The following is a 23,800-nucleotide window of genomic DNA, read 5'->3' as shown; positions in this document are numbered from 1 at the left end:
GCCAGCATATTGCTATGACTGAACGGAATGAGCTTTGGCTGCGCGGTCGTGCCCGACGTCTGCAGGATGAAGGCAGGCGAGCCCGGATCAGGCTCGGCGTCGATCGCAGGGGAGTTAAAGACCTGCACGACGATATCTAGTCCAAGCTGACCGTGTCCGATCGGAGCGGCTTCAATCACGGCAAGCCCTCTCCGCTCAGCCGCCTGACGCGCATCAGAGGCACTGCCTTGCGGCACGAGAAGAGCGTTCAGGCGCAGCATGTCCAAGCGTTGATCAATCTCCGCCCGGGGCAGTCGCGGATCAAGAGGAACCGCGATGCTGCAGCAGGCTACCGCCACGATGGCGAGAACCGCCTCCGCGCCGCTCGGCATGAGTACCCCGATCCGGGCCTTGCAATCGAACCCGGCCAAACGAAGCTGCCGTCGGATGCCGTCCAACTGGCGCTGAAGGTCGCGGTACGTCAGCGGCGCAAACTTGGTGGAGACGATAGCAGGCTGGTCCGGGAATCGGCTGGCAGTCCAACCGATGACCTGGCCCAGCGTGCACTCGGAAGCGCACGAGGCGGTTCCACCGCCGGTAAATTCTTCTCGCCGCTTCAAGTCGTAACGAACTACGTCGAGCGAAACCGGCGTTAGACCGTCCATTGGCTGCTCCTTCAGCGCTAATCAACTTAGCGGGAAAAAGTGGCAAATGGCGACAGGCTAGAGGACGTACTCCTTAGTTTCCAAACCCGGAGCTATGCGTACTTGGGGAACAATGGGCCGCCTAAAAAGGCTAGATCGGCTAAAGGGTTCAGCATGGGGACGAAAGGTGCACCGGCCGGGCGGCAGGCCGGGCCCGGGTCGTGAAGGGAGAAACGGGCCAAGGCTGGCCAATCTGAAAGCTGCCCTTGCTTTCCGCCGGAAAACGAAATGAGACGGCACCCGTCCGCATTCTCCGTTCACTTTTATACATAGGCGGCGGAACCAATCCGAGACGATCGCGTGATATTTCTTTCGGCGCTGGGAAACTCGAGTGGAAACTGTACTGGTCCTTATCATCGAAGATGATACAGAAGTTCAAGGGATCCTTGACGAAGCACTTTGCGAAGGAGGCTACGAACCTGCTTTAGCAGCATCCGGCGAGGAAGCCGTTACCTTGCTGAAGGGCAGGAAGTTGCCGTATCGCGTGTTGGTAACGGATATCAACCTGCTTGGCAGAATCGACGGTTGGGAAGTGGCCAAACAGGCGAGAGAGATTGACCCGAATTTTCCCGTCATCTACATGACCGGTGCTGCCGCCGACCAATGGCCGGTCAACGGCGTGCCGAACAGCGTCCTTCTCACCAAGCCATTTGCGCCCGCGCAGCTGGTAACCGCAATTTCCACTCTGCTTAACGCGACCCCGCCTATCGCCCCGACAAATTAGGGCCGCCTGAGTTTGGCGCCCCCTTGAGCCGTGGATAGGCGGCCCAGGCTTCACCGCACCGGGGCCGCCCCAACCGCCGGTAACGGGGTTGCCACTGGGGTCAGCACAGCACAATTGTCGCAACTAGACTGATCTTTTCACAGAGTACTCAGTTGGCAGCTTGAGGACGAAAAAAACGGTCTCAGCGCCTAAGGGGACGAGCGCTGAGACCTTTTAAGTCACGATGTCTAAATTCCATTAGACGGGTATTGTAACTCGGTCCGATTGCCACTTGTTCCCGGTACAAACCCCAACTCTCCCGAATTTCCTTTCCGGCAACGAACTCCGCTGTTAGGTTTTCGGTTGGCGCTCGCCATACCGCCGCCCAACGCTTTGGTCGGAGATTTTTCTCTGACACGCTCCCGTCCGCGCTAGCCCCCGGACGGGGGTTTGGGGCCTGTTTTCCAGTACCAACTTGGCCACGCGATCACACGGATTTCGCTCATACAGGCAGCGAAGCATCATTGCGACGGCTGTAACGCCGCACACGATGATCGCTATAATGATGCCGACTATAAGACCGGTGCTTGGCATCGCTCACGGATGAGGGCCGCCCAGCAAGAATGCCAACAATCTTTTCATCATATCCTCCCCTGTAAAGTTCAGTTGGACTTTGTCAGGCATATTTTTGTGCGACGTTGCTCGCCGCTTACGTCGGCTGAAACAGCCGTCGGCCGCTTCGTGTTTTTAGAATAGGTTCGGTCCGCCGGTCCCCCAGCCGTTGCCTGTATGGCAGCTTTTACCTTTTGAAACGCCCGCAGCTCAATCTGCCGGACGCGTTCCCGAGATATTCCATACTCAGCCGCAAGCGTTTCAAGCCTCAGAGGATCATCTGTTAGATGGCGCGCTACAAAAATGTGACGTTGACGTGGGTTTAGCGTCTGAAGGGCCTCGTTCAGAACTCGGTGGCGATGGGTAGCTTCCTGCTCCTCGGCCAACCGCAATTCCTGAGTGGGTGCAATGTCGACGAGGTAGTCCAATGCATCTCCGGTCTCGCCCTCATTGTGCATCGGGGCGCTCAATGAAACGTCGGGCCGCAGACGGCCGTTCATGTCGGCCACTTCTCGTTCAGGTACTTCGAGGTGCTCAGCGATTAATTTGACCTGTTCCGGCCGCAAATCGCCATCCTGAAGCGCCGAGATCGCGTTCTTGGTCCGGCGCAGTTTGAAGAACAACTTCTTCTGCGTAGCGGTTCCGGCGATCTTTACGAGTGACCATGATCGAAGGACGTACTCCTGGATCGTCGCCTTAATCCACCACATCGCATAGGTCGCAAGGCGAACGCCTCGATCGGGATCGAACCGCTTCACAGCCTGCATTAAACCAACGTTGCCCTCGGAAACGATGTCGGCGACGGGCAAGCCATAACCCCGATACCGCATGGCGATTTTCGCAACCAGTCGCAAGTGGCTGGTCACCAAACAATACGCAGCATCGCGATCACCGTGCTCGCGCCAGCGCTTGGCATACGTAAATTCTTCCTCGGGTGTGAGGATGGGGAATTTCTTGATTTCGGTCAGATAACGAGACAGTCCGGCTCCGACCGATGGTATGGGAAGTGCGGCAGTCGGGTACATTGGTAAGTCTCCAAGGGTTTTCCAGTCACAATAGCCAGAGCAGCGGTCGAACACCGCTCAAGATGATGGAAGCGATGACCGTCAGACTCAGGAGGCACCCGGTCATCGCGAGCACTTTCTTCACGTCCGGTCGTTCGAACAGCATGTTGTTCGCTCCTCATCGCAGGCGACAGTTACAGGGGTGGGGCCTCTCCGGATTCTTGAGGACTTGAGCGAACGCCAATGCGTTGAGTGGGACCACCCCTGCCATCCAGTTCGGAATCCAGAACACGCAATGCGTCCATGATGTCGTCGAACTTCACGGGGGCAGCGCCGGAAAGCTGGCGAAATTTCGGGAAGTCCTCCACCGCACAGGCATCTGATGCCCAGGACGACAGGATCGCGCGCTTCTCGTACAGAGAGAGATGGGTGTCCCGGACAACGTCCATGGGATGGCTGAATGCGCGCGCTGGGTGCAGCAGCGCGTCAATCTCTACGGCAGACGTAGGTGAAATAGACATCGTTCCCTCCATTTTGTTTGAAGGGGCGGTTCGAGCAGGAGGTAGAACCGCCCCGTACCCGTTCGTTCCTAAGCCGCGTTTAGCGATTTCATCGGTTTGGAGCCGCTGCCGACTGCGATCTTCCGAGGCTTCATCGCTTCGGGGATCTTGCGAACCAGATCGATCTGCAGCAGGCCGTTGTCGTAATTTGCCTGCTCGACTTCAACGTGGTCTTCAAGATTGAAGCGGCGCGTAAAGGCTCGGGCCGAGATGCCACGATGCAGGTACTGCTGGTTGTCCTCATTCGCCTTGCGGCCTTCCACCGTCAGGAGATTTTGTTGGCTGGTGACCGTGATCTCGTCGGGTGTGAAGCCGGCGATTGCTACCGCGATGCGATAGGTGTCGGCGCCAGTCCGAACGATATCATACGGCGGGTAGCCGCCTTGATCTTCCGCCAACTGCGGATTGTTCAGAAGGTCGAACAAGTGGTCGAAGCCGATGCTCGACCGCGCGAAGGGAGTAAAGTCGAAAGTCCTCATAGCCACATCCTCCGTTGAGCAACATGGATACAAGCAGCGCGTCGGACATCCGCCGACGCCCGCACCGGACCATTTGGCATCCGGCGACAGCCAAATATTTTGGGCCCAAAAAAGTTTCAAGAGGCCCTGCAAATTTTTTTAGGGCCGGGGTTATGGTGCCTGAGTTTGGTGCCCCCTTGAGCCCTGGATAGGCGGCCCAGGCTTCACTGCACCGGGGTCGCCCCGACCGCCGGCAACGTTGCCACCGGGTCAGAACAGCACAATTATCGCAACTAGACTGAACTTTTCGAACGAGTTCAGAGTACCTCAGTTGGCAGCTTGAGGACGAAAAAAACGGTCCCAGCGCCGGGCCCACAGCCGAGAAGGCCACGCTGCCGCTGCGCCACCGAGCGCCGCAATGAAGTGACGCCGCTTCATTCAACAACCGTCGCCAAACTCAAGCGCGTTGGCGGCCTTGAGATAAATTAACTCACCAGAGCAAGTGGGCTACCGGAACGAACGCTTTGCGGTTTTTGGTTTGGCATCCAACCCAATTATGAACTTGAAGCTCGTTGTGAAGCCCATCGCCGGTTTCATTCATGAACGTCGCCCAAGCTCCGTTTGCGAGCTTGAGCGAGGACGGTTCCTGTTCCTCTAGGGATTGTCTCGCGATCCCAGTCACGCTGAAGCTGATTCCGCCGTCACCACGATAATGGCCGCGCATAGCAACGCCCCTTTACGGCGGTAACTGTGCGGGTGAGCGCAATCGAAATACATCGAGTCGCCCTGGCCGAGCGTGAAGTCCTCTCCCTCCAGGTTCACCACGAGCTCGCCATCCAAAATGTAGATGATCTCCGCGCCGGGATGCTCGTGCGGCTCCGACTGCTCGTCTTCCTCCCCAAACTCAACGTAATAGCCGTTGAGCTTTCGGTCGCTGACAGGATAGTCGAGCGACTCGAAGCAGTAAGCGGGCGAAGTCCGCCCTGCCTTCTCCGGAAGACGAATGCGGTCCGCCTTGCGCACAAGGGCATGAACCGGCCGGTCGCTGTCCTCTCTGAAAAAGTGATCGAGCCCGACGCCGAACACCAAAGCGATCCGCAACAAGGTCGGTAGCGTCGGAAACAGATGCCCCCGTTCAATTTTCGACAGCATCGCCGGCGAGAGACCGGTGTGCTCGCTTAGCTGGACCAGCCCCAGCTTTTTGCGCAATCGCAGCCGGCGGATCTTTGGGCCGATGGCATAGCCCTCAAGGGCCGTGATCAGGGTTTCCGACAGCATGCTTCCGGCCTCATTTCATCCCAGTCCAAAGATAGACGCATTTTCTATCCCCACGAAAACTACTTTTCATATCACGTCAATGTGCCCTTGAAGAAAATCAGTTTTACCACCATTCAACAAGGTGCGAGGCGAAACGCGTTTTCTCCCCTTCCTCGAAAACGGAACGCCGGCCCAAGCCGGCCCCATCACGTCACAGGAGCTAAAAGATGAGCAGACTAGGTATTGTGTCGAAGGCCGCGGTCGTTCTGGCCGTTGCAGCTTTGGCGATCGGCAGCAATTTCGCGCGCGCCAGCAATCAGGACATTGTCGACACGGCGGTCGGTGCCGGCCAGTTCAAGACGCTGGCGGCAGCACTCAAGGCGGCCGATCTGGTTGCTACTCTGAAAGGGCCCGGACCGTTCACGGTGTTCGCACCGACGGACGAGGCATTTGCCAAATTGCCGGCCGGCACGGTGGAGAACCTGCTGAAGCCCGAGAACAAAGCGAAGCTGACGGCCATCCTCACTTACCACGTGGTGCCGGGCGCGGTGAGAGCCGAGCAGGTAACTAAGCTGGACCAGGCCAAAACCGTCAACGGCGCAATGGTGAAGGTCACGACCAAAGGCGGCAAGGTGACGATCAACGACGCCACCGTCGTAAAGGCTGATACCGCGGCCTCGAACGGCATCATCCACGTCATCGACAAGGTCATCCTGCCGCCCCAGAGCTGATCGGCCATATATCCCCACAAGCGATCGAGTGCCGGTCCGCTTTGCTTCCAAGCGGACCGGCACCTTCTCGACGAGGCACCCCACAGGAGATGCGATCGCTGCTGCTCCAAGAGAACCACTGACATTCTTTTGCCGAACAACAGCAACGAAGACCCATTCGAATGAAAATGCGCGCGGCCGAGCTCGGCAGTTTAGTCTTGTTTGTTGCGCTCGTTCTTGGTGGCGGCCTTATCATCGGTTTCGCTACCGCCCCCGGTGCATGGTATGCGGCGCTAAGCAAGCCGCCTTTCAGTCCGCCTAACTGGATCTTTGCCCCTGTTTGGAGCACGCTCTATGTCATCATCGCGATCGCTGGGTGGCGTGTTTGGAGAAAAGGCCGCAACAACCCACCAATGAAGCTGTGGTGGGGGCAGCTGGCTCTGAATTTCGTTTGGTCACCCATCTTCTTTTCAGGCCATCGCATCGATATCGCCCTTGGCGTGATCTTGCTGCTCCTGATCACGATCATTGGCTTCATCATGATAACGCGGCGACAGGATAAGATTGCATCTCTCCTGTTCGCGCCCTACGCCGCGTGGGTGGCGTTCGCTTCGGTTCTGAACGGCGCCATCTGGCTGTTGAACTGACTGGAGGTCGGATGCGCCGCAGCATCGTGATCGTCAGCGACAAAATGCAGAGAGGCTATCGCGATGTATTCTGCGCCGCCGTGGCCGCGATTTTGACCCGCAATTCCGGCCCGATTTGGCGCCCAGGCAGATGCTCGAACTCGGCGTGTTCTGAGGCAAATACCTCACCGATATTGTCGTGACGAGTTTCGGCCGCTCGCTGCAGGTCTGGACCCTGTGGGATCGCGCGATCGGCCCGAAATCGATCGGCACCATACTTAGGATGGCATCGATACCCCGCATCTGATATCTGGTGGGAGGCAAAGCCAACAGAATGTGCAGATGAAAGCGCTATCGGAACCAGGTGCCGAGAGTGACGTCACCTCCGAGGAAGCCCTCCGAAGAGCCGAAGATTTCTACGATGTCGCCAACAACCTTCCGACGCTCTGCTGGATAGCTGACCCTAACGGAAGCATCTTTTGGTATAATCGTCGTTGGTACGAGTACACGGGAGCCTCACCTGAGAGTCAGCACGGCTGGGGCTGGACCTCGGTTCACGATGCCCATCGGCTGCCTGATGTGCTGAAGCGATGGAAACATTCCATCGCGACGGGCGAGCCATTCGAGATGACGTTTCCTTTGAAGGGAAACGACGGGATTTTTCGTCCGTTTCTAACACGGGTGGTTCCGCTGCGAGACCCGGCGGGCTTAGTCGTTCGTTGGTTAGGCACTAATGTTGATATCTCCGCGCAGGTTGCCGCCGAAACTTCATTGCGTGAGAGCGAGGCGCTTTATCGGTCCGCCCTGACCGCTGGCAGAATGGGCACCTGGCAAACCGATTTGGTAAGTAAGACACGGCTCTGGACGCAAGAAGGTATGGCCCTGTTCGGCCTCAACCTTGCCGATGGGCGCGGCCACGTGGGGGGTGATGATGATGAGTATTGGTCCGCATTGCACCCGGACGACCGTCATTTGATGCATAAATTCCACGAACTTGCAGACAAGCAGGACTCATTTACGTCGGAATACCGCGTGGTATGGCCCGACGGCTCAATTCTCTGGCTTAGAGGCCACGGCCAAGTCGTCGCTCGCACGCCCGACGGAAAAGCTCACCGCATGGTCAGCATTGTAGCCGACGTCACCAAGCGCAAGGCCACAGAAGATCATATTCAATTCTTGATGCATGAACTATCGCATCGATCAAAGAATCTGCTCACCGTAATCCAGTCGATTGCTCGCCGGACAGCTCGGACGGTCGCGACGATGGAAGAGTTTGAAAGCCGGTTCGGACGGCGTCTGCAGGGCCTCGCGGCGTCGCACGACGTGTTGGTTCTTAACAGTTGGCAAGGAGCCCCTCTCGCCCACCTTATGCGCAAACACCTTGAGCCCTTTGTGGACGTTCAAAGTTCTCGCCTTGAGCTTAGTGGGCCCGACATTGTCGTCAGCGCGGAAGCCGCGCAGGCAATTGGGCTTGCGATCCACGAACTGACGACGAACGCCATCAAATATGGGGCTCTGTCGGTACCGACTGGAAAAGTCAAAGTGTCCTGGGCATTCGATGGTGATGAGGACGCGCCGCGCCAATTGCTTTTGAACTGGATCGAGCAAGGTGGGCCGCCGGTCGTCCCTCCATCCCACAAAGGGTTTGGCCATGTTGTGTTCGAGGACATGATTGAACGCTCTCTCAATGGCAAGGTCGCTGTGGAATTTGCGGCTTCCGGACTGAGCTGGCGCGTCTCAATTCCGGCAGCGAACCTGAAGAGCGACGATCAGAAGACGGCCCCAGCTCCGGGAAGGAACTGAGGCGTCCTTTGCTGAGCTTTGAAATTCCCGTGACCAGCAAATCAACATGCCGCTGAAACCTGCGCGGAAAAAAGTGAAGAAAATCGAACGTAAACGAGCCTAACCGGCGGGGCCGTATTCGGCTCGGTACAGCCTGAACTCTATGGAGAAGTCCCGCCGGAGCCGTCTGCCTTCCGAATATCTTCTTCGATGTCCGCGATCAGCTTGTTGAGGTTCTGAACGGTCTGCTGGTCGGACATTCGAGACACAATGCGCCGCGCTTGTTCAAGACGGCGCTCCAGCTCTTGCCTGTGACTTCTTGGGTTCAACGGACGCCTCCCAGCGTTTGGAAGGCGCGTTACCGCTCTTTACTGATTTGGTTTTATGGTCGAAGACGGCAACCTTTCGATCCAGCTGCCACAGCTCAACGTCATGCCCGTCGAGCACCTGCTTCACAGCTGCAATGGCGGTATCGTCGTCGGGACAGTCCGGAAGAGGGATGGAGCCCTGAAAGTGTCCGTCGTGTCCGAGGGTGTAGATACGATAGTCTGGCAAAAAATACTCCCGTGAGAGGCGGGAGTACTACCGAACTCGCAGTCACCGATAGAAGCCTTGGGCGGGGCGGTGATATTGAGACAATACACCAGTGCCACATAGGTTGCTACGGGACTTCTGCCTCTTATGCAGGAAGTCCGTAGGGGCTAACTGTCCGAGGCTCACGCCTATCTCTCAGGCAGATGATGGCCGCGGATCTTCCGAAATACTTCCGAAGGTCGCAAAGACGCGGTCCAATCAATCGGACAGCGTCTCGAAGTTCGTGCGGTTGGATAAGCATATCCTTGGCCCAGTAATGAATCTGGAGATCGCTCGAGGGGTCAATCACAACTTCCGAGAATGGAACAGACTTTTGCATGTGCGTTACTCAACAAGTGTTCAACCCCAGTAACCACCATGCAAAATCCGAGTTCCTGTATCCCGAAGAATTGTGCAGTGCGCGGGATAGGGAACCATTCATTCTACCGGGGTTTGTCTAGCATCACCGGCCGAGGCTCTGACCGTAGGCGTCGGTGACTGAGAGATTGTTTACGCTCCCGCCTGCTACTGGAGGCGATATGCGCGATCTTTCCGACGACATTTATAAAACCCCGGAACAAATCGAAGAGCGCATTACCAAACTTGAGCAAGAAGCTCAGTTGTTGCCGCCCGGCCGGGTTCTGGAAGTTACGCTACGGGAAATTCGCCAATTGCGGTCACTCGCCGTGGCGAAACGGTGGATGATTTCGCCTGGCTTACGGTGCTGCGAGACTAAGGGCATTCCGGATCGTCTGGTCTAATTGTGGCGACCGACGATGGATGCCATGCGCCGCCGCGCGAAGATTTAAACCCTCGCCTATACAACGCCTGCGCCATTGCTCGCAGAGCCGTGGGCTCCACTGATACAGGGCGCCGACTGAGGCGGCCTCGCTCTTTATTGCAGCCGCCTAGCGTCAGGTGCAGGCACCTTGCCGAAGGCCGACTGCTTGACCGCCTAATTGATGGGATCGGTTTAAGATTCCTTCGTTTCGGGGCTCTGACATTTACTCCCCTTAAGAAGCGCGCGGCCCCTGCTCCGAAAATCGCAGGCATTCCGCGCGCCCACATGACGACCTCCTTGGAGGTTAAGGCCGCGATACTATCGTTTGTTTTCCCGCGCGAGGCGCTCGGCCTTCAATCGCTCAAAGTTTGACCGGAAGGCGTCATCCACCTTCTTGCGCGCAGTGAGGTTCTGCTCCGCATCCCAGCGCGCTTTTTCCTTCTTCGCCACACGCTCTTCCTTAGTGGGCGGCTGCTTGTCTTTGTAGACATATTCCATGCTAGCCACACGACGCGAGTTGGAGCGGATTTTGGCAGTGACGGAAGCTTTCGATCGCGCGGTTCGAGAGCATGAGTGTCCGGCTCTCGCCTTTAAGTACTTGAGATTGAATATTCCTGAGAAGGAACTCGGCGGTCTGCTGTTGGTCAGCAAGCTCGCCAATACCGTCCAGGTAATCCCAGGCGATTTGAAGCGAGTTTTCGATAAGAACTGGAAGTGGTTCGGTCATAAAGCAGAAACACGGCCCAAGGCTTATCGTTCCTTTTTGCTCAGTCCTTTGAACGAGCTTTGCCGGCGTAAACCTTCTGAGGTGATGTCCCGGTACTCAATATCCGCCATAAACACCGGGTCCACCCAGGTAGCACGCGGCTTCTTCACCTGCTTGGTGAGCTTGGACTTCGGGCTCACCACGGTATCGAGCTGCTTACGGATTTGACTGGAGACGGTTCGGGTCCATCCCGTGCCCACCTTATCCATATAGACCAGTTCCTTGCCTTCCTTCTTGCCGAGGTACAGCGCGGCAACGCCGGTTGGGCTGTTCACGGCGGACCAAAGGGTGTGGCGAAAGCGCGACTCGCCTTGCAACTTATGAAGCGGACAAGAGTTGCCGCTTTTTCCCGACACGAAGCATAATGAATTCCAGCGACAAAACGGCCTTCGAAGTGCCGGTGCCCCCCAGCGGCCAGAGGCGAGAGCAAGTGATCGTCGGGGTGGCCTTCTTTGTTCCTGTTGTCCTCGCAATGGCAGGTTGGCTCTACTTACTTAGCAAGCTCATTGCGACGATTTACGTTTGGCTGATTCAATAATTTTGACCTAGGGGGATGCAGAGTGCTCGAGCGCTCCAGCTGTGTGGGGGGCATTTTCTGGCGAGGCTGAGCCGGAAATTCCCGCCTATAAAAAGCTCTCACAGCGGGACAATAGATTAGCCACCGACGATGGGTACCAGGTTCCCCCTCGCGGCGATTTAATGCCCCGACGATTGAGTGCTCGTGCTATCGACCTAAGCGTAATTGCTCCTTCTATTCGAATTGAGCGCAGGGTCGGCGCGAGCTTCTCCGCAAGGGCGTCTGCGCTTTCGGTCAAGACGACGCGCCCCAGGGAGCCGGCCTGAGCCAAATTGTGCGGATTGCCCAAAGCCGCTCCCGCCGCCTTCTTTGCAGCCAAGGCCGCCTTTGTCCGCTCCGAGATCATGCGCCGTTCCTTCTCGGCCAGCGCGGCGTAAAGATGCAACATGAAGGGATCTGCATCTCGGCCGAGTTCGGCGACGATGAACGGCACTCGTTGGGCCATCAGGCCGGCCACAAAGGCCACGTCGCGCGACAGGCGGTCGAGCTTGGCAACAACTACGCTGCACTTCGCAGCCTTTGCCGCGGCCAGCGCTGCGGCCAGCTGCGGCCGCCTGTCCAGGGCGTCCACACCCTTGCCGGTTTCGGTTTCAACATACTCGGCAGCGATTGTGATGGCTTCGCTAGCCGCGAAGCGCTCAATGGTGGCTCGTTGAGCGTCAAGGCCGAGACCAGAGCGTTGTTGGCGTTGCGTCGAAACCCTTAGATATGCGATCACCCGCTCCATGACCAAAGGGCATACCACCGTATGCGGATTGGTCGTAGCGCAAACAAGAGCAACATAGTTGCTGTTTTCATGTTGCAACAGCGCGGACAATCACTGTCATTTTATGGTGCTTCGCAACGTACATGAAAGGATGGCCACGCAGCGAGGCTTCCGCTGTCGCCGGGCGGCGCGGCGTATCAGCAAATGAGCGCACCATTCGCCCATTGTGGCCGTTTAATCGCGCACGCTACTTTGGCTCGCATAGCGGTGCACCCATTCCTCAATCGTTAGGCACTTGCCGGGCACCAGCACGATTGGCTGCTGCATCAGCCGGCATACCGCCAGGTGCAGCCGCTCCTCTGCGGTCGGCGGCTCGCTGAGATGGATGACGTACGGAAGTTCTCCGCCGGCACTTGCCCTGCTAGCGCGTGCACGCCGGATCACTTCAGCCGCAACATCCTGGGCGATAGCGCTCGCATTACGCTTTGACTGACGGCTCACGTTCCGGATACTAAACGCAGTCGGTTGCCGTCACCGTCATCCTGCACTACCGGCGTCGCGTCGCCCCTATCACCGGAAGCGCCAGGTCCGAAAACTGCCAACAGATATGCGCGTGCAGTAAGGCCGGGAGCAATGCCTAATTGACGGGAGGATCTAAATTGTCGCGCCTAGTCGCGGCTGATCCAACTCTCACTCCCTCGCCGTGGATCAGGAAGCAACAAACTCTCACTTAAGCAATACCTCGGAAATAGGCGTTGGTTGCTGCGGTGCGCCTAAGGCACCAAACGTGTGAGTTGGAAGCATCGGTATATATCCCTTCATCACCTGCATGACAGGAACCGAGCCTCAACAGCTTGCGTTATTCATTTGTACTATTTGTTTGTGAGGCCGTCCCATGCGCCCTATTTTTGGAATAGTTGCAATCGTATCAGTACCGGTTTGGTTGTGCGTAAACGTAGATTCTGCTTCAGCACAGACCTTTCTTGATCGATGGTCTATCATTCCAAAAGCGCACGCAGAACCGGCACCCGAGGCACAGGACCAGCCCAGACAGGATCCTCCGCTTGAGCAACCTCCGACCGGAGGGGAGACGGCTCGTCGTCCGGAAGAGCGCTCAGCCCCTCGATCTTCAAACCGGGTTTTTTCTGGAAAAGCCTCTTACTATTCATATCCGACAGGAAAAACAGCGAGCGGTGCCCCGTTCATTCGGAATTCACTGACCGCTGCCCACCGCAACCTACCGTTCGGTACAAGAGTTCGTGTAACTGATCTTGCGAGCAGCAAGTCCGTAGTAGTTCGTATCAACGACCGGGGACCCTGGGTTCGCGGCCGGGTCCTCGACCTTTCACTCGGCGCTGCGCGTCATTTAGGGATTACGGACCGTGGCGTGGCGCAGGTTCGCGCTGAAGTATTATAGCTTGTGTCCGCTAGCCGGGCCGAAGCTTTGGCGACCGCTCTCAGGTGGCAGGATCGCGGCAGGACCGATGGGTCTGTATTCATAAGCTGATTATGGTGGTTACGGGGTAATTTATCCGGAGTTTCCCAGATATTCGACCCCAGGTCTCTGCTGTTCAACGCTTGCGCCAAGCGACGCCGGTATAGCCGACACGAGCTCCGGATGGCCGTGTTATACCCATGCCGCCAGGCATAGCCGTAGTAGCCCGAGTCCCCCTTTGCATTCCAACCAAGCCGTAGCCGATTTCGGACGCTCTGCTTGGTGATGCCGACATAGACCGGCTTACTGTCGATGCTTGCGATGTAGAGTTTTGGCAAATCCGACGTAGACAACCCAGAAAACTTATTCGTTCCCTTGGCGCAAAGGACGGTGAAGGCTTCAGGCGTGAAAGTAAGTTGGTATCGCTCGGGTCCGTCAATTCGCATCGCGCACCTCTCACCACTTGGACAATCTGCGCTTCAATCTAAAGAAACGACGGACCGCACTCCGACAGGAATTTTGCCGTTCCGTCGTAAAATGCTGCCGGACGGGTAGCATCCTCGGCATCACCCTCCGGAATATAGATCACCAGGCCCTGCCTGGCGCGCGTTAGAAGCACACGATATGCATTGGTCAAATAGACTTTCCTATTTTCGTCATTCACGTTCTGCCACTTAGTACCTGTGAACCTATGGAATGCCCATCTTCCGTCAATCGACCGAAAATCGGCATCCCAGCAGACGCCAACCCAGTCAAGTTCTAATCCCTGGATGTCAAACTCAGTCGCGGGGTCTTCTAGGTAATGCGACGAACGCACATCGTCTTTGCCATTCAAAAACCAATGGGTGGCGTCTATCTTTTCGCGAACATTGATTCCGAGCGGCTTTAGTCGCGACGCGCCAGAGGACGCAACAAGTCCTACCCGCTCGCTTCCCCGCGCCTGTACTCGGAGCCAAGCCCGCGCAGCTGCAAGATCCCGAGTCAACTTGATTGGATACGTTGTCTTGATCTGCTCGTAGAGCGCACGCGCCGCCTCCACTTCGCCCGCCACGACGGCGCCTACGAATTCGGATAGCTTTTCTGCGCGAAATGACCGGATTGATACTGCCAGGTGCAGATGTTCGTAAACAGTAACGTCGAGCTTACTCAACATGGCCGCAAGATCTTGCCCCCAATGATAATCACGGTGGGCCAATTGGCGAGATGTAAACACCTTCCAGTCGGTAAATCTTGCCTGAAGTGCCGAGAACCATTCCGTGAGCCCAGCTTCGCCAGCATTGATCTCCTGACCGCCTCCGATCAAGCAAACCACTACGCACCAGCCCTCGTGGCGATCCATCACGCTGACCAGGAACGCCGGTTCCGACATATCGAAGTCTGGAAGACCCTTCTTGCGTGACATGAAATTGGCGAGATGGTCGCGATCCCAGGCCCGTTGCGCCTCATCGAACACCGCGACGCGCTCAATCGGCGCATTTGAGCTTGTCAGACTGTCATCGCGGAAATGCATGATATTCTGAATGAAGCTTTTCACTTTCCGCGCTGCGTCGGCCTTGCGGATCGTGGACCCCGTCAACTTAGATTGCGCATGCTCGTCGCGAGCAAGGGCTTCCCGTAGAACATCGACGAGCGGCCCGTTGCCCGATAGAAAAACGGCGTGTTCATCTTCGTGCGCGCTCGCGCGCTGGGTCACAAGGTTGAGACCCGCCAGCGTCTTGCCGGCGCCGGGGACGCCCGTCACAAAGCAAATGGCCTTGTGTCTGTTCGATTTGGCATCTTCGATGACCTGCGCAATGCATTCCGCCGTTTGGCTTAGGTTGATAGCACCCGCGTCCGACCGCGTGATCTCGCCGACCTTATGCCCTTGATAGAGCGCTTGCGCCGCTTCAATGATGGTAGGCGTTGGCTTATAGCCGCTGCCTAGCCACGCTTGGACGTCAATGTCGGAGCCGGTCGTCGCCTGATCCGAAATGTCTTTGATTAGCGCGCCCAGCCCGACGCCATTACTGAGAACGGGTTTGGCGACGTTATCGTCCGCCCAAATCAGGGAATGGACGGCATCTGGCGCGCCCGTTGCTACGACGACCGGCACGATGGGTCGGTCGTGACTGCCGCTGTGAAAATTCTTGAGGTCGAGCGCATAGTCGACCACTTGATCCAAGGCTGCGTTATCGAATTGCTCGGTTCCGACCTTAAATTCCAAGACAAAGATGACGCCACCGACCAGAACAATGTTGTCGGCGCGCTTGCCCATCCGCGGGATCGCAAATTCGAACGCTACCCACCCCGACACCAAGCCAGAGAGTTCACGCTGCAGCATCAATATTTGGGTGAGCCAAGCATTGCGTTGCAGAGCCTCCAGCGAAAAGGAGTTCTGTCTGGCGAGATGTCCAAGGATCGTTTCAGGTGATTGGTCGACAAGATCTTTGACCGAGCTAGAATAAAAGGAACTATTCATCCTGTTTTACGCCGATGCCCAATCTGATCTCATGGTCGACCCTATGCCATCTGAAGAAGTCAATCTAGCCGCGATGGCCGAGACGCTCGGGAAATCCACCGACTACCGGGTGCTTCGTAGGCTCGTACCTCGCACTGAATTCACCCCGTGCGATGGTCAAGCAACCAGGAGCGGCATCATGCTGGACGTCGAGACGACCGGTCTCGATACCGCGCGAGATGAAGTTATTGAGCTCGCAATGGTGAAATTCACCTACCTGGCAGACGACCGGATAGCACAGATTACGGATGTTTTTTCGTCGTTTAACGAGCCGCAGAATCCAATACCCGCAGAAATCACCGACCTCACCGGCATTACCGATGAAATGGTCCTCGGGCATCGGATTGATTCAGAAGCCGTTGCGGCATTTGCTGCCGGCGCGGGGATCATTATCGCGCACAACGCCAACTTCGATCGCAGATTTGCCGAACGCTATTGGCCGCTGTTTCAGCAGAAGGCATGGGCATGCTCGGCAACGGAGGTGGAATGGCGCAAGCATGGATTTGACGGATCGCGGCTGGGGTATCTGCTGGCAGGCGTCGGGTTGTTTCACCAGGCCCATCGAGCCATCGACGATTGCCGTGCCCTAGTTGAAATCTTGGCTTCAAACCTTCCGAAGCCGAATCGATCAGCTCTCGCTGTTCTCCTGGGCCGCGCGAGACGCAAGGCGATGCGCATTTGGGCCGAGCAATCTCCCTTTGAGCTCAAGGACGAGTTGAAGAAGCGGGGTTATCGCTGGAGTGACGGCGCTGATGGGCGGCCGAGGTCTTGGTACATAGACGTTGACGAGGCCGACGAAGTGACCGAAATCGAATTCTTGCGAACTACCATATACCTAAGAGACGTTGAGCTGCGCGTGCAGGCGATGAATGCGATTAATAGGTTTTCAGTTCGAGCTTGACGGTCTAGCGGGCTCAGCGCCGACACTCGGTCTGCGTTGGGTCCCTCTCGGCCGCTTTGGGGATGGTGGGTAGTTCGCACCCCGAGATTTCGGTAGTCGCAAGTCCAAAACGTTACCTTAACAAACTTAACACCTTAACACATGAGCTTAACTTCTCCGCGCTTTCAAATTTATGGACCTTTAGCCTGACAGCCTTGAATGCGATCCACGTTTCGCTGAGCAAATAAGCCGTTGACCTGCCCGCGTGGAAGGGAGCCTCAACATCCGCCGACGTTAATAGCGCAAACAGACCGAATGATGCATTGAGCCGGCACCTCTCAAAGCGACCATCAGTAGGATGCAGCAATGTCCGCACTTGAGGAGGAATCGCCAGTCTGACGACAAACTTGCGTGTCGGGCGTACGCTATGCGGGAGCCTAGGCGTTTCATGTGAAACCGCTCATTTGCGGCCAACCACGCTCGTTTCCTCCTGAGATCGCTAATCATCGCGCGTAATCATTACGTCAGCTTAATCCTGCCGGCTATTACCGCAGCTCGTAGCGGCTCATCGTGGTCCCTCGCAACTCATAGGGATCTAAGTCATGCTGCACAATTACTCACCAACTGCTCTCCTCACCGAAGAACAAGCCGCCGAACTCCTCGCCCTGTCGGTCCGAACCCTTCAGGCATGGCGGCTGCGGGGGGCCGGACCTCGCTACGTCCGAGCGGGTCGCGCCATTCGGTACCAGCAAATTGAACTTGTCGAATGGATTTCGGCCAACACGGTCACTCGCTAAGGCCAGGAACGATGAGCTTCAAAGACGTGCTCAATGCTCTTGGGGTGGGTCTCAAGCCGACGCATAAATTAGTTCTTGTCGTCATCGCAAGCTTTGCGAACCACAAAACCGGTAGATGCAACCCGAAAATTCGAACGATAGCGAAATGTGCCTCGATGTCAGTGCGCAACGTGTATCGCATCCTTCGTCCGCTGGAGGAAGGAGGACATCTCATCATCAAAAGAAACTACAAAGGTAGGGTACGGGCGCCTAGTGGCTACATCGTAGTCGGCCTGGCGGGAAAGAGCGCCGGTAACGCAGACCCCCGGGTGGAGGGGCAGCTTAGAACGCAAGCCTCAAGTGGCATAAGGGGTCATGACCCTATTGGCAGGACAAATAACCACAACTTGAACCAAGCATATAAGAAGATCGATCGAGAGAGTTTGAGGGCTCGGTCAACCCACTGCGGTCCGGAGCATACGCGTGATCAAGCTTGTCAGGTTGAGTTAGCCCGCCGACTGGATCCGAGACTGGGTTGGGAGATGCTCATGGAATCTGAAGACCAGTTGGACAGACTGGCCATAAAAATAAAGCTGGGCACGATCACGGCAACTGATCTTGAGCGGGTGCGCCAAACGTACTGGCTCAAAGTCGGCAAGCGGTGAGCGCTTCTGGCCATTTGGGCACCTCCATAATATCCGTTTGTTTTGGCGAACCAGGCGCAGACCAAGCCGGCGCACGGGACTTCTTGACGGCATTGTACCAAGCGCCGACGAACTGCCTAAGAGAAAGAGTTAGCCATTTTTCCTTTGCCCTGCCAAACCATTTGCGCTGGCTAGAAATCCTCCTTTCTCGATTAGCTCGCATCCAATCCACGAGCCAACGTTCGCAAGCCGTAATCTCACTTATTTTTGCTTGAACTTTACGGACAGCTTTCGCGCGCTTGGTCTTTTCTCCCATACCGACGGCGCTCGTTGCATCCAAAGCGGCAGCAACCCTTTTGGAAATGCGAATGTCGTATATGGTAGTTTTGGTCGACCGATCGAACGCAGTAGATTTTCGCCAATCTCGAAACCAAAAGTGCGCCCAAACTGTAGGCGGCAAAACATCGGGGGCGGCTATTGGCGTTCCATAGCGGCCAGTCGCTATAAGGTCACTCTTCAATCGTGTGAAAAGATGATTTTCAACGGCGTATCTGCTCGTTCTGACTCGACGATCGCTGGCTAGATATTCCGGATACCTAGGATTCATCCCATTGCGATCGCTAATTAGACGGCGGCGAGGGATCTTGCCTGCCTCTTGGCAGGCCAAGTCGTGCTCGCGAATGAGCTCAGACGGCACTTCAAGGGCAATGGCTTCGTAGATAGTCCAACTTTCGATCGCGGCATGCATAGCCATGGCCCTCCAGCGAATCAGTTTGGCAAGTTTCGACTGTATTTGTCGTCACGGTCTCGGCTTGATTGGATTTTCCACATTTTCGTCTTACGACCTTCTACGATTCGCCTCGCGCCTTATCGCTCCACTACATGTACGCGTTAAACCACTGGACGGCAGCATCAGCTCGCGCAGTGATAGCGGCATGAGTGACTGTCATTTCCATTCAACCGTCGCTGAAATCGCCGAGCTGTTAGCGTTGGCCGTCAGCCGTATTCAGGCCCGGAAGGCAAGAGAATTATCCGATCAGGGCGGAGAGAGTTCACTCGACATTTTGGCTGGTCAGAGCGGACATCGAACGTCTTCGAAACGGAGAATGACCGATGCCTGATGGCATTTTAGCGCAGATTTCGGCCCTAAAATCAGCCCCTGCCGGCGCTTTAAAGGCCCGCTGGCGGGAGCTCTTCGGGACCGAGCCGCCGCCCTATAATCGGCGCTTCCTGGAAAGCCGGTTGGCCTACCGCCTGCAGGAGTTGGCCCATGGCGGCTTATCGGCAGACCTTCACCGCCGTCTCAAAGCTGCCGCTGGCGATTTACCCGCCAAAGGCTCGAAAGCCGGCAAGCGTGCCTCCGGCGATCGGCCAGTTTCGGGCACTAGGCTGATCCGCGATTGGAAGGGCGTCGAGCACCAGGTGACGGTACGCGACGCGGATTTCGAATACCAGGGCCGCCCATACAAGTCGCTCTCGGCGGTCGCCCGCACCATCACCGGCACCCGGTGGAATGGCCTGGTGTTCTTCGGATTGAAGGCGCAGCGGAGCCCTGCGCGATGAGGCCAATCGTTCGGAAGATCCGGTGCGCTGTCTACACCCGCAAATCCAGCGAGGAGGGGCTGGAGATGGAGTTCAACTCGCTCGATGCCCAACGGGAGGCTTGTGAGGCCTACATTGTGAGCCAGCGTGCGGAAGGCTGGATCCAGGTTGACGACCGCTATGACGACGGTGGTGTTTCCGGTGGGACGATCGAACGCCCAGCCCTCAAGCGATTGTTGGCGGATGTTCAGGCCGGAAGGATTGATGTTGTGGCAGTTTACAAGATCGATCGGCTTTCCAGGTCTATGCTCGACTTTCTCAAGCTGATCGAGCTTTTCGAGCGTCATAAGACAACGTTCGTTTCCGTCACGCAGTCGTTCAACACGACCGACGCCATGGGGCGGATGCACCTCAACATCATGATGACCTTTGCGCAGTTCGAGCGGGAGGTCATCGGCGAACGCATCCGCGACAAGTTTGCGGCCTCCCGCAAGAAGGGGATGTGGATGGGCGGTTGGGCCCCCTTCGGGTACGAGGTTAGGGATCGCAAACTAGTGGTGAACGAGGCCGACGCCGCGACCGTCCGCTCGATCTTTAAGCGATTTTTGGTCCTGAAGTCCGCCACCCTCCTCGCACATGAGCTGCGGCAGAAAGACGTCCGCAATCGGTACGGCCAAGCAATCGATAAGGGCGTGCTTTACAGGATCCTCAAGAACCGGACCTACGTCGGCGACGCCGTGCACAAGGGCACTGCCTATGCCGGCGAGCATGAGGTTATCATCGACCGCAAGCTCTGGGACCGCGTGCATGCCATCATCCAAGAAAGCCCCCGCGCACGGGGTGCGAATAGTCGAGCGCAGACCCCTGCCCTGTTGAAGGGTCTCATTTTCGACGCGACCGGCGCCGCGATGTCGCCGACCCATACCCGTCGCAAGGGTCGGCTCTATCGCTATTACATCAGCCAGCGGCTCATTAAGGCCGGGGAGCCCGCTGGCGCCCCCTCCATGCGTGTGCCAGCAGGCGAGATCGAAGAGATCGTGGTCGGCCAGTTCAGACGGATGGTCGCTTCTCCCGAAATCATCGTGGCAACGTGGAAGCAGTTACGTGGGACCCCATCGCAATTGACTGAGAACGAGGTACGCGCGGTGCTGGTGAGCTTCGATGAAGTCTGGGACGAACTGTTCCCGGCCGAGCAGCAACGCATCACGAGCCTCCTGGTCGACCGGGTGGTGGTCTTCCCAACCAAAGTCAACGTGCATCTCGTGATCGCAGGCTTCACGTCACTGGTGACGGAGATGAAAGGTTTGGCCGCCGACGTGGCCACAGCCGCATGAGGAAGTCCGCCAGACCCAGCAAAACGGTTGAGGATGCTGTAATGGTCATTTCAATCCCCGTTGCCTTCATGCAGCGCGGTGGCCGTAAGCAGATTATCGTTCCGGCAGGCGCAGACAACTGGCAGCCGACGGCCACTCGCCTTGCGAATAGCCTGATCAAAGCCGTCGCGAAAGCTCACCATTGGCGGCGGCTGATCGAAACCGGCAAGTACGATTCTGCCGCCGAACTCTCAAAGGCAGAAGGAATCAATGAATCCTATCTGTGCCGCATCCTGCGATTGACCCTTTTGGCACCCGATATTATCGAGGCTATCCTGGACGGGCGGCAGCCAAGGACACTTGAGCTGCAATCCCTATTGAAGCCGCTACCCCCGGACTGGGGTGCCCAGCGCAAACGCTTGGCTTTATCTAAACCTTGGGTCCCTCTGGCAGTCCAGCCGACCGCGGGTGGTTCGGACCCCGGCAGTTCGGTAGCCGCAGGAGGAAAAAGTTAGGTTGACTAAGTTGACTAAGTTGACAGCCGGTTGACACCGCGTCGGTCGGCGTATTGGAACAACTCGTACTTCGCGGGGACTGGAAACTACTGTCTCCTCGGTATTCGCGTTGCCAATAGTCTCGGAGTCGTCTCGGCTAAGGCATTGTTTTCACTTTCACCAAGGAAAGCGAATATGAGCAGAAACAATCCTGCTTTGCGAATCTGGAGAGCCTATATCTGCACGCCGCGGGGATCGTGCACGGTCTCCTTAGATCCATCTGAGGTCGATCGATACAATGCCGATCCCGATCTATTTGCCGCTCGATACTTCCGATTATCAAAGATCGAATATCTGCAATGGCTGGATTTCCAAGGGGCGCCGCTTTGTGGAGCTCGAACGAGAGGCGGCGATTTCTGCAGAAATTTGACCGGGCGCACCCAACTGTCAGCGGGCGACTGGAAGACCGCGCATCGGAAAAACCTATGCAGCAGCCACTCCACTCAACGGCAGATCAGCTAGCTGTATTTAGGGGCCATCGGGAGGTCCAAAATTCGCAAATCGAATGTTATGGAACATACGGTCAACTGATAAGCTTCGTGTAATTCTCTTATCCGTCCTCGGCCATCCGCCCCAGCGAGCCCCCTCTCCCATTTCTTCTCGAGCACTCGCCATCTCCTCCTCCTTTTATCCGCTCTTTCCTTCCCCTCGCCTCCTGCTTGATCGTTGAGTGTTTAGGCTTAGCGACTCCTTGGGCCTTCCCGCCGCATTGCCGCTCACGCCCTTGGGGAAAGGCTTAGCTCCCTCCGGCGTTTCTCCTTTCTTGAACGTCAACTTCTGATAGCTTTCTCTTCGTTCAATTATGGGCACACCCCTATTGTTTTGCCAACAAGGTCCCTGCGATGGCCGACGACTTCCTCATCTTAACCGAATATCCTCACATTCAGAAGCTCGTCGCAGACGGCATCGAGGAAGGCCTAAACCTTGACTACAAAGCCTCACCTGCATTGGCGCGGCACGACAAGCAGATAAATGAAATGTGCAAGGATGTGTCCGCCTTTGCCAACTCGGCGGGCGGTCAGCTCATCTACGGCGTTGAGGAAGATAAGGCGACCCGTAAGCCCACTGAGAACGATCCTGGCGTCACCGACCTCAAAATAACGCGGGAGTGGATCGAGCAGATTCTGAATTCACGGGTTCAACCACGCATAAGCAACATCCGCACGGCTCAGCTCGACAATCAAAGAGGCGGATCAATCTTCGTGGTAACGGTTCCCGCAAGCCAGACCGGGCCGCATCAAGCACCGGACAAACGTTACTACAAGCGTTTCGACCTTCGATCGGTAGCGATGGAGGATTATGAAATTAAGGATGTGATGAGGAGAGCGACCACTCCAAATCTGCAGATCCGCCTTGGCTTTACGGATCGAAAGCTGTCAGTCAGGATTGAGTTCGACCGGGACGCAGAAACTTCACGACCGATAGAGCTTCGTCCCACAGCTGTTAATTTATCTAGACAGCCTGCTGAATATGCGATGGTCGATATAGGAATTGACTTAGGCCTGAAGATACTTCGCTTTGGAGACTACAGTACAATTGGTAGGAGGGATGACGGCCGGGGAATTCAATTGCAGTGGGCCCGCTTTGCGTACCAACCTCCGCGGATGCCAATTTTCAAAGAATTTTCTCCAGGCCTCGCCACTATTCCCCTTGAACTGGGATTCCCTTCACACTTGCTGGTCGGAGAGAAACTATTCGACTTCGCTGTGATTGTCGCCACCCCTGGATTTCAAGAGCGCACGTACTGGGCGGCACACTCGCGCGGATCTACCCTCACCCTCTACCCTCCAGAACACCAATTTACGCAAACACGCTAGGTGATGTTGCGGCTTCACTAATCAAGGTGGTCTATGCCTTGGACCTTTGCGACCGGCGTGCGCATTTTCCCAACGAGAACCCACATTAGGAGCGTGGTCGATTCAACGAACTGGTGTTGGACCTTGTACCCTTCACCGCCCTTCACGTCTTTCAGCGCGTTCAAGCTTCTCACGATGCTGGCTATTTCCGGCAGCTCAAACGTGAGGTGTCGCGCACTATGGGCGAATGCGTTGCTCAACTCACGCAACTTCTCCAGGTCGTGACGGGTCATAGGACCGACAACCCCAATGGCGTAGGCAATCTTTATCTTGGCCGAGAACGTCGATAACGGCGCCGTGCCCTCAAATAGCTCCTTAAGCTCATTCTTGCTGAGGTGGCTGAACGTGTGAGATATGGCTCCTTCAAGCACATCTTCAATCAGAGAAGTGCCGGCCAGGATGCTCCCTCGTGCGCCATCATTGATCATATCGTGGAATAAAGCCCCGACCTCCGCATCGGAGGGCCGCTCTTTGAGTAACTCTTTAAGGTTTTTACTCACGTAAC

Annotated in this window: 29 protein-coding genes; 15 read left to right on the top strand and 14 right to left on the bottom strand. The window is 56.5% G+C overall.

Translation table 11 applies throughout. The features are described 5' to 3' along the window. A partial coding sequence (locus JQ641_RS37100; RefSeq protein ID WP_212002188.1) for an AMP-binding protein occupies positions 1 to 644 on the bottom strand: 644 nt, incomplete at its 3' end. Between the two features lie 370 nt (positions 645 to 1,014). Here JQ641_RS37100 and JQ641_RS37095 point away from each other — a divergent pair. Continuing rightward, a complete protein-coding gene (locus tag JQ641_RS37095) occupies positions 1,015 to 1,407 on the top strand; it encodes a response regulator (protein WP_212002187.1) in 393 nt (130 codons plus the stop codon). Positions 1,408 to 2,048: 641 nt separating this feature from the next. Here the strand turns inward: JQ641_RS37095 and rpoH are convergent. The 4 genes from rpoH to JQ641_RS37075 all read right to left on the bottom strand — a co-directional run bounded on the left by rpoH (position 2,049) and on the right by JQ641_RS37075 (position 5,298). Further along, entirely contained in the window at positions 2,049 to 3,023 is a 975-nt protein-coding gene (rpoH, locus tag JQ641_RS37090) for an RNA polymerase sigma factor RpoH (protein ID WP_212002186.1), read from the bottom strand. Positions 3,024 to 3,196: 173 nt separating this feature from the next. Beyond that, a complete protein-coding gene (locus JQ641_RS37085; protein WP_212002184.1) occupies positions 3,197 to 3,523 on the bottom strand; it encodes a hypothetical protein in 327 nt (108 codons plus the stop codon). Positions 3,524 to 3,591: 68 nt separating this feature from the next. Then, complete coding sequence (locus JQ641_RS37080; RefSeq protein ID WP_283815268.1) at positions 3,592 to 4,161, bottom strand: Hsp20 family protein; 570 nt, start codon at positions 4,159 to 4,161, stop codon at positions 3,592 to 3,594. A gap of 537 nt (positions 4,162 to 4,698) precedes the next feature. After that, the gene (locus JQ641_RS37075) at positions 4,699 to 5,298 is read right to left on the bottom strand and encodes a helix-turn-helix domain-containing protein (RefSeq protein ID WP_212002183.1); all 600 of its coding nucleotides are present in this window, start codon (positions 5,296 to 5,298) and stop codon (positions 4,699 to 4,701) included. A gap of 206 nt (positions 5,299 to 5,504) precedes the next feature. On the opposite strand from JQ641_RS37075, the gene JQ641_RS37070 reads away from it, so the two are divergent. From JQ641_RS37070 to JQ641_RS37060, 3 genes are all read left to right on the top strand, one after another. Further along, complete coding sequence (locus tag JQ641_RS37070; RefSeq protein WP_212002182.1) at positions 5,505 to 6,008, top strand: fasciclin domain-containing protein; 504 nt, start codon at positions 5,505 to 5,507, stop codon at positions 6,006 to 6,008. Positions 6,009 to 6,169: 161 nt separating this feature from the next. Continuing rightward, a complete protein-coding gene (locus JQ641_RS37065; protein ID WP_212002181.1) occupies positions 6,170 to 6,634 on the top strand; it encodes a TspO/MBR family protein in 465 nt (154 codons plus the stop codon). A gap of 321 nt (positions 6,635 to 6,955) precedes the next feature. Further along, positions 6,956 to 8,416, top strand: coding sequence for a sensor histidine kinase (locus tag JQ641_RS37060; protein WP_212002179.1), 1,461 nt, complete (start codon positions 6,956 to 6,958; stop codon positions 8,414 to 8,416). A gap of 264 nt (positions 8,417 to 8,680) precedes the next feature. Here JQ641_RS37060 and JQ641_RS37055 read toward each other — a convergent pair whose 3' ends face one another. Continuing rightward, on the bottom strand, positions 8,681 to 8,950 hold the full coding sequence (locus JQ641_RS37055) for a hypothetical protein (RefSeq protein WP_212002178.1): 270 nt from the start codon (positions 8,948 to 8,950) through the stop codon (positions 8,681 to 8,683). Between the two features lie 124 nt (positions 8,951 to 9,074). Further along, positions 9,075 to 9,308, bottom strand: a complete 234-nt coding sequence (locus tag JQ641_RS38965; RefSeq protein WP_212002177.1) for a DUF3606 domain-containing protein — start codon at positions 9,306 to 9,308, stop codon at positions 9,075 to 9,077. 199 nt (positions 9,309 to 9,507) lie between these two features. Between JQ641_RS38965 and JQ641_RS37045 the strand changes: the two genes are divergently transcribed. Then, the gene (locus tag JQ641_RS37045; protein ID WP_212002175.1) at positions 9,508 to 9,729 is read left to right on the top strand and encodes a hypothetical protein; all 222 of its coding nucleotides are present in this window, start codon (positions 9,508 to 9,510) and stop codon (positions 9,727 to 9,729) included. A 338-nt stretch (positions 9,730 to 10,067) separates the two neighbouring features. Here the strand turns inward: JQ641_RS37045 and JQ641_RS37040 are convergent, their stop codons facing one another. Genes JQ641_RS37040 through JQ641_RS37030 form a run of 3 tightly spaced genes read right to left on the bottom strand, consistent with a single transcriptional unit; the run spans position 10,068 to position 10,871 of the window. Further along, positions 10,068 to 10,247: a hypothetical protein gene (locus JQ641_RS37040; RefSeq protein WP_212002174.1), complete on the bottom strand. Its 180-nt coding sequence runs from the start codon at positions 10,245 to 10,247 to the stop codon at positions 10,068 to 10,070. 1 nt (position 10,248) lies between these two features. Continuing rightward, positions 10,249 to 10,476: a hypothetical protein gene (locus JQ641_RS37035; protein WP_212002173.1), complete on the bottom strand. Its 228-nt coding sequence runs from the start codon at positions 10,474 to 10,476 to the stop codon at positions 10,249 to 10,251. Positions 10,477 to 10,499: 23 nt separating this feature from the next. Then, a complete protein-coding gene (locus tag JQ641_RS37030; RefSeq protein WP_349628687.1) occupies positions 10,500 to 10,871 on the bottom strand; it encodes an ATP dependent DNA ligase in 372 nt (123 codons plus the stop codon). Between the two features lie 8 nt (positions 10,872 to 10,879). On the opposite strand from JQ641_RS37030, the gene JQ641_RS37025 reads away from it, so the two are divergent. Further along, entirely contained in the window at positions 10,880 to 11,053 is a 174-nt protein-coding gene (locus JQ641_RS37025; RefSeq protein ID WP_212002172.1) for a hypothetical protein, read from the top strand. A gap of 85 nt (positions 11,054 to 11,138) precedes the next feature. On the opposite strand, the gene JQ641_RS37020 is transcribed toward JQ641_RS37025, so the two are convergent. Next, positions 11,139 to 11,909, bottom strand: a complete 771-nt coding sequence (locus JQ641_RS37020; protein WP_349628686.1) for a recombinase family protein — start codon at positions 11,907 to 11,909, stop codon at positions 11,139 to 11,141. 784 nt (positions 11,910 to 12,693) lie between these two features. Here JQ641_RS37020 and JQ641_RS38960 point away from each other — a divergent pair. Then, positions 12,694 to 13,215, top strand: coding sequence for a septal ring lytic transglycosylase RlpA family protein (locus JQ641_RS38960; RefSeq protein WP_212002170.1), 522 nt, complete (start codon positions 12,694 to 12,696; stop codon positions 13,213 to 13,215). A gap of 502 nt (positions 13,216 to 13,717) precedes the next feature. On the opposite strand, the gene JQ641_RS37010 is transcribed toward JQ641_RS38960, so the two are convergent. After that, on the bottom strand, positions 13,718 to 15,691 hold the full coding sequence (locus JQ641_RS37010; protein ID WP_249151158.1) for a DUF2075 domain-containing protein: 1,974 nt from the start codon (positions 15,689 to 15,691) through the stop codon (positions 13,718 to 13,720). Between the two features lie 43 nt (positions 15,692 to 15,734). On the opposite strand from JQ641_RS37010, the gene JQ641_RS37005 reads away from it, so the two are divergent. From JQ641_RS37005 to JQ641_RS36995, 3 genes are all read left to right on the top strand, one after another. Beyond that, complete coding sequence (locus tag JQ641_RS37005; RefSeq protein ID WP_212002169.1) at positions 15,735 to 16,631, top strand: 3'-5' exonuclease; 897 nt, start codon at positions 15,735 to 15,737, stop codon at positions 16,629 to 16,631. Between the two features lie 581 nt (positions 16,632 to 17,212). Then, complete coding sequence (locus tag JQ641_RS37000; RefSeq protein WP_212002168.1) at positions 17,213 to 17,407, top strand: helix-turn-helix transcriptional regulator; 195 nt, start codon at positions 17,213 to 17,215, stop codon at positions 17,405 to 17,407. Positions 17,408 to 17,418: 11 nt separating this feature from the next. Then, on the top strand, positions 17,419 to 18,051 hold the full coding sequence (locus JQ641_RS36995; protein WP_212002166.1) for a helix-turn-helix domain-containing protein: 633 nt from the start codon (positions 17,419 to 17,421) through the stop codon (positions 18,049 to 18,051). Here JQ641_RS36995 and JQ641_RS36990 read toward each other — a convergent pair. Continuing rightward, positions 18,032 to 18,784, bottom strand: coding sequence for a hypothetical protein (locus JQ641_RS36990; RefSeq protein WP_212002165.1), 753 nt, complete (start codon positions 18,782 to 18,784; stop codon positions 18,032 to 18,034). The two genes, JQ641_RS36995 and JQ641_RS36990, sit on opposite strands and share 20 nt — an antisense overlap. 359 nt (positions 18,785 to 19,143) lie before the next feature. On the opposite strand from JQ641_RS36990, the gene JQ641_RS36985 reads away from it, so the two are divergent. From JQ641_RS36985 to JQ641_RS36970, 5 genes are all read left to right on the top strand, one after another. Then, positions 19,144 to 19,593 (top strand): DUF2924 domain-containing protein, encoded by a 450-nt coding sequence (locus tag JQ641_RS36985; protein WP_212002164.1) that lies wholly within the window; start codon positions 19,144 to 19,146, stop codon positions 19,591 to 19,593. Continuing rightward, positions 19,590 to 20,906 (top strand): recombinase family protein, encoded by a 1,317-nt coding sequence (locus JQ641_RS36980; protein WP_212002162.1) that lies wholly within the window; start codon positions 19,590 to 19,592, stop codon positions 20,904 to 20,906. The genes JQ641_RS36985 and JQ641_RS36980 overlap by 4 nt, the downstream gene beginning before the upstream one ends. A gap of 41 nt (positions 20,907 to 20,947) precedes the next feature. Further along, complete coding sequence (locus tag JQ641_RS36975) at positions 20,948 to 21,400, top strand: hypothetical protein (protein ID WP_212002161.1); 453 nt, start codon at positions 20,948 to 20,950, stop codon at positions 21,398 to 21,400. Positions 21,401 to 21,677: 277 nt separating this feature from the next. Next, positions 21,678 to 21,809 (top strand): hypothetical protein, encoded by a 132-nt coding sequence (locus tag JQ641_RS38595; protein ID WP_283815267.1) that lies wholly within the window; start codon positions 21,678 to 21,680, stop codon positions 21,807 to 21,809. A gap of 472 nt (positions 21,810 to 22,281) precedes the next feature. Continuing rightward, entirely contained in the window at positions 22,282 to 23,256 is a 975-nt protein-coding gene (locus JQ641_RS36970) for an AlbA family DNA-binding domain-containing protein (RefSeq protein WP_212002160.1), read from the top strand. A gap of 17 nt (positions 23,257 to 23,273) precedes the next feature. On the opposite strand, the gene JQ641_RS36965 is transcribed toward JQ641_RS36970, so the two are convergent. Beyond that, the gene (locus tag JQ641_RS36965; protein WP_212002159.1) at positions 23,274 to 23,795 is read right to left on the bottom strand and encodes an MltR family transcriptional regulator; all 522 of its coding nucleotides are present in this window, start codon (positions 23,793 to 23,795) and stop codon (positions 23,274 to 23,276) included. Positions 23,796 to 23,800 lie beyond the last annotated feature (5 nt).

Origin of the sequence: Bradyrhizobium sp. JYMT SZCCT0180, from assembly GCF_018130165.1 — a bacterium.
Lineage (GTDB): Bacteria > Pseudomonadota > Alphaproteobacteria > Rhizobiales > Xanthobacteraceae > Bradyrhizobium.
This window is presented reverse-complemented; position numbering and strand designations above follow the sequence as displayed.

Excerpts from the sequence above, each read along its gene's own strand:
- rpoH (WP_212002186.1), bottom strand. The coding sequence starts at position 3,023 with ATGTACCCGACTGCCGCACTTCCCATACCATCGGTCGGAGCCGGACTG.
- JQ641_RS37085 (WP_212002184.1), bottom strand. The coding sequence starts at position 3,523 with ATGTCTATTTCACCTACGTCTGCCGTAGAGATTGACGCGCTGCTGCAC.
- JQ641_RS37075 (WP_212002183.1), bottom strand. The coding sequence starts at position 5,298 with ATGCTGTCGGAAACCCTGATCACGGCCCTTGAGGGCTATGCCATCGGC.
- JQ641_RS37070 (WP_212002182.1), top strand. The coding sequence starts at position 5,505 with ATGAGCAGACTAGGTATTGTGTCGAAGGCCGCGGTCGTTCTGGCCGTT.
- JQ641_RS37065 (WP_212002181.1), top strand. The coding sequence starts at position 6,170 with ATGAAAATGCGCGCGGCCGAGCTCGGCAGTTTAGTCTTGTTTGTTGCG.
- JQ641_RS37060 (WP_212002179.1), top strand. The coding sequence starts at position 6,956 with ATGAAAGCGCTATCGGAACCAGGTGCCGAGAGTGACGTCACCTCCGAG.
- JQ641_RS38965 (WP_212002177.1), bottom strand. The coding sequence starts at position 9,308 with ATGCAAAAGTCTGTTCCATTCTCGGAAGTTGTGATTGACCCCTCGAGC.
- JQ641_RS37045 (WP_212002175.1), top strand. The coding sequence starts at position 9,508 with ATGCGCGATCTTTCCGACGACATTTATAAAACCCCGGAACAAATCGAA.
- JQ641_RS37040 (WP_212002174.1), bottom strand. The coding sequence starts at position 10,247 with ATGGAATATGTCTACAAAGACAAGCAGCCGCCCACTAAGGAAGAGCGT.
- JQ641_RS37035 (WP_212002173.1), bottom strand. The coding sequence starts at position 10,476 with ATGACCGAACCACTTCCAGTTCTTATCGAAAACTCGCTTCAAATCGCC.
- JQ641_RS37025 (WP_212002172.1), top strand. The coding sequence starts at position 10,880 with ATGAATTCCAGCGACAAAACGGCCTTCGAAGTGCCGGTGCCCCCCAGC.
- JQ641_RS38960 (WP_212002170.1), top strand. The coding sequence starts at position 12,694 with ATGCGCCCTATTTTTGGAATAGTTGCAATCGTATCAGTACCGGTTTGG.
- JQ641_RS37010 (WP_249151158.1), bottom strand. The coding sequence starts at position 15,691 with ATGAATAGTTCCTTTTATTCTAGCTCGGTCAAAGATCTTGTCGACCAA.
- JQ641_RS37005 (WP_212002169.1), top strand. The coding sequence starts at position 15,735 with ATGCCATCTGAAGAAGTCAATCTAGCCGCGATGGCCGAGACGCTCGGG.
- JQ641_RS37000 (WP_212002168.1), top strand. The coding sequence starts at position 17,213 with ATGCTGCACAATTACTCACCAACTGCTCTCCTCACCGAAGAACAAGCC.
- JQ641_RS36995 (WP_212002166.1), top strand. The coding sequence starts at position 17,419 with ATGAGCTTCAAAGACGTGCTCAATGCTCTTGGGGTGGGTCTCAAGCCG.
- JQ641_RS36990 (WP_212002165.1), bottom strand. The coding sequence starts at position 18,784 with ATGGCTATGCATGCCGCGATCGAAAGTTGGACTATCTACGAAGCCATT.
- JQ641_RS36985 (WP_212002164.1), top strand. The coding sequence starts at position 19,144 with ATGCCTGATGGCATTTTAGCGCAGATTTCGGCCCTAAAATCAGCCCCT.
- JQ641_RS36980 (WP_212002162.1), top strand. The coding sequence starts at position 19,590 with ATGAGGCCAATCGTTCGGAAGATCCGGTGCGCTGTCTACACCCGCAAA.
- JQ641_RS36975 (WP_212002161.1), top strand. The coding sequence starts at position 20,948 with ATGGTCATTTCAATCCCCGTTGCCTTCATGCAGCGCGGTGGCCGTAAG.
- JQ641_RS38595 (WP_283815267.1), top strand. The coding sequence starts at position 21,678 with ATGCCGATCCCGATCTATTTGCCGCTCGATACTTCCGATTATCAAAGA.
- JQ641_RS36970 (WP_212002160.1), top strand. The coding sequence starts at position 22,282 with ATGGCCGACGACTTCCTCATCTTAACCGAATATCCTCACATTCAGAAG.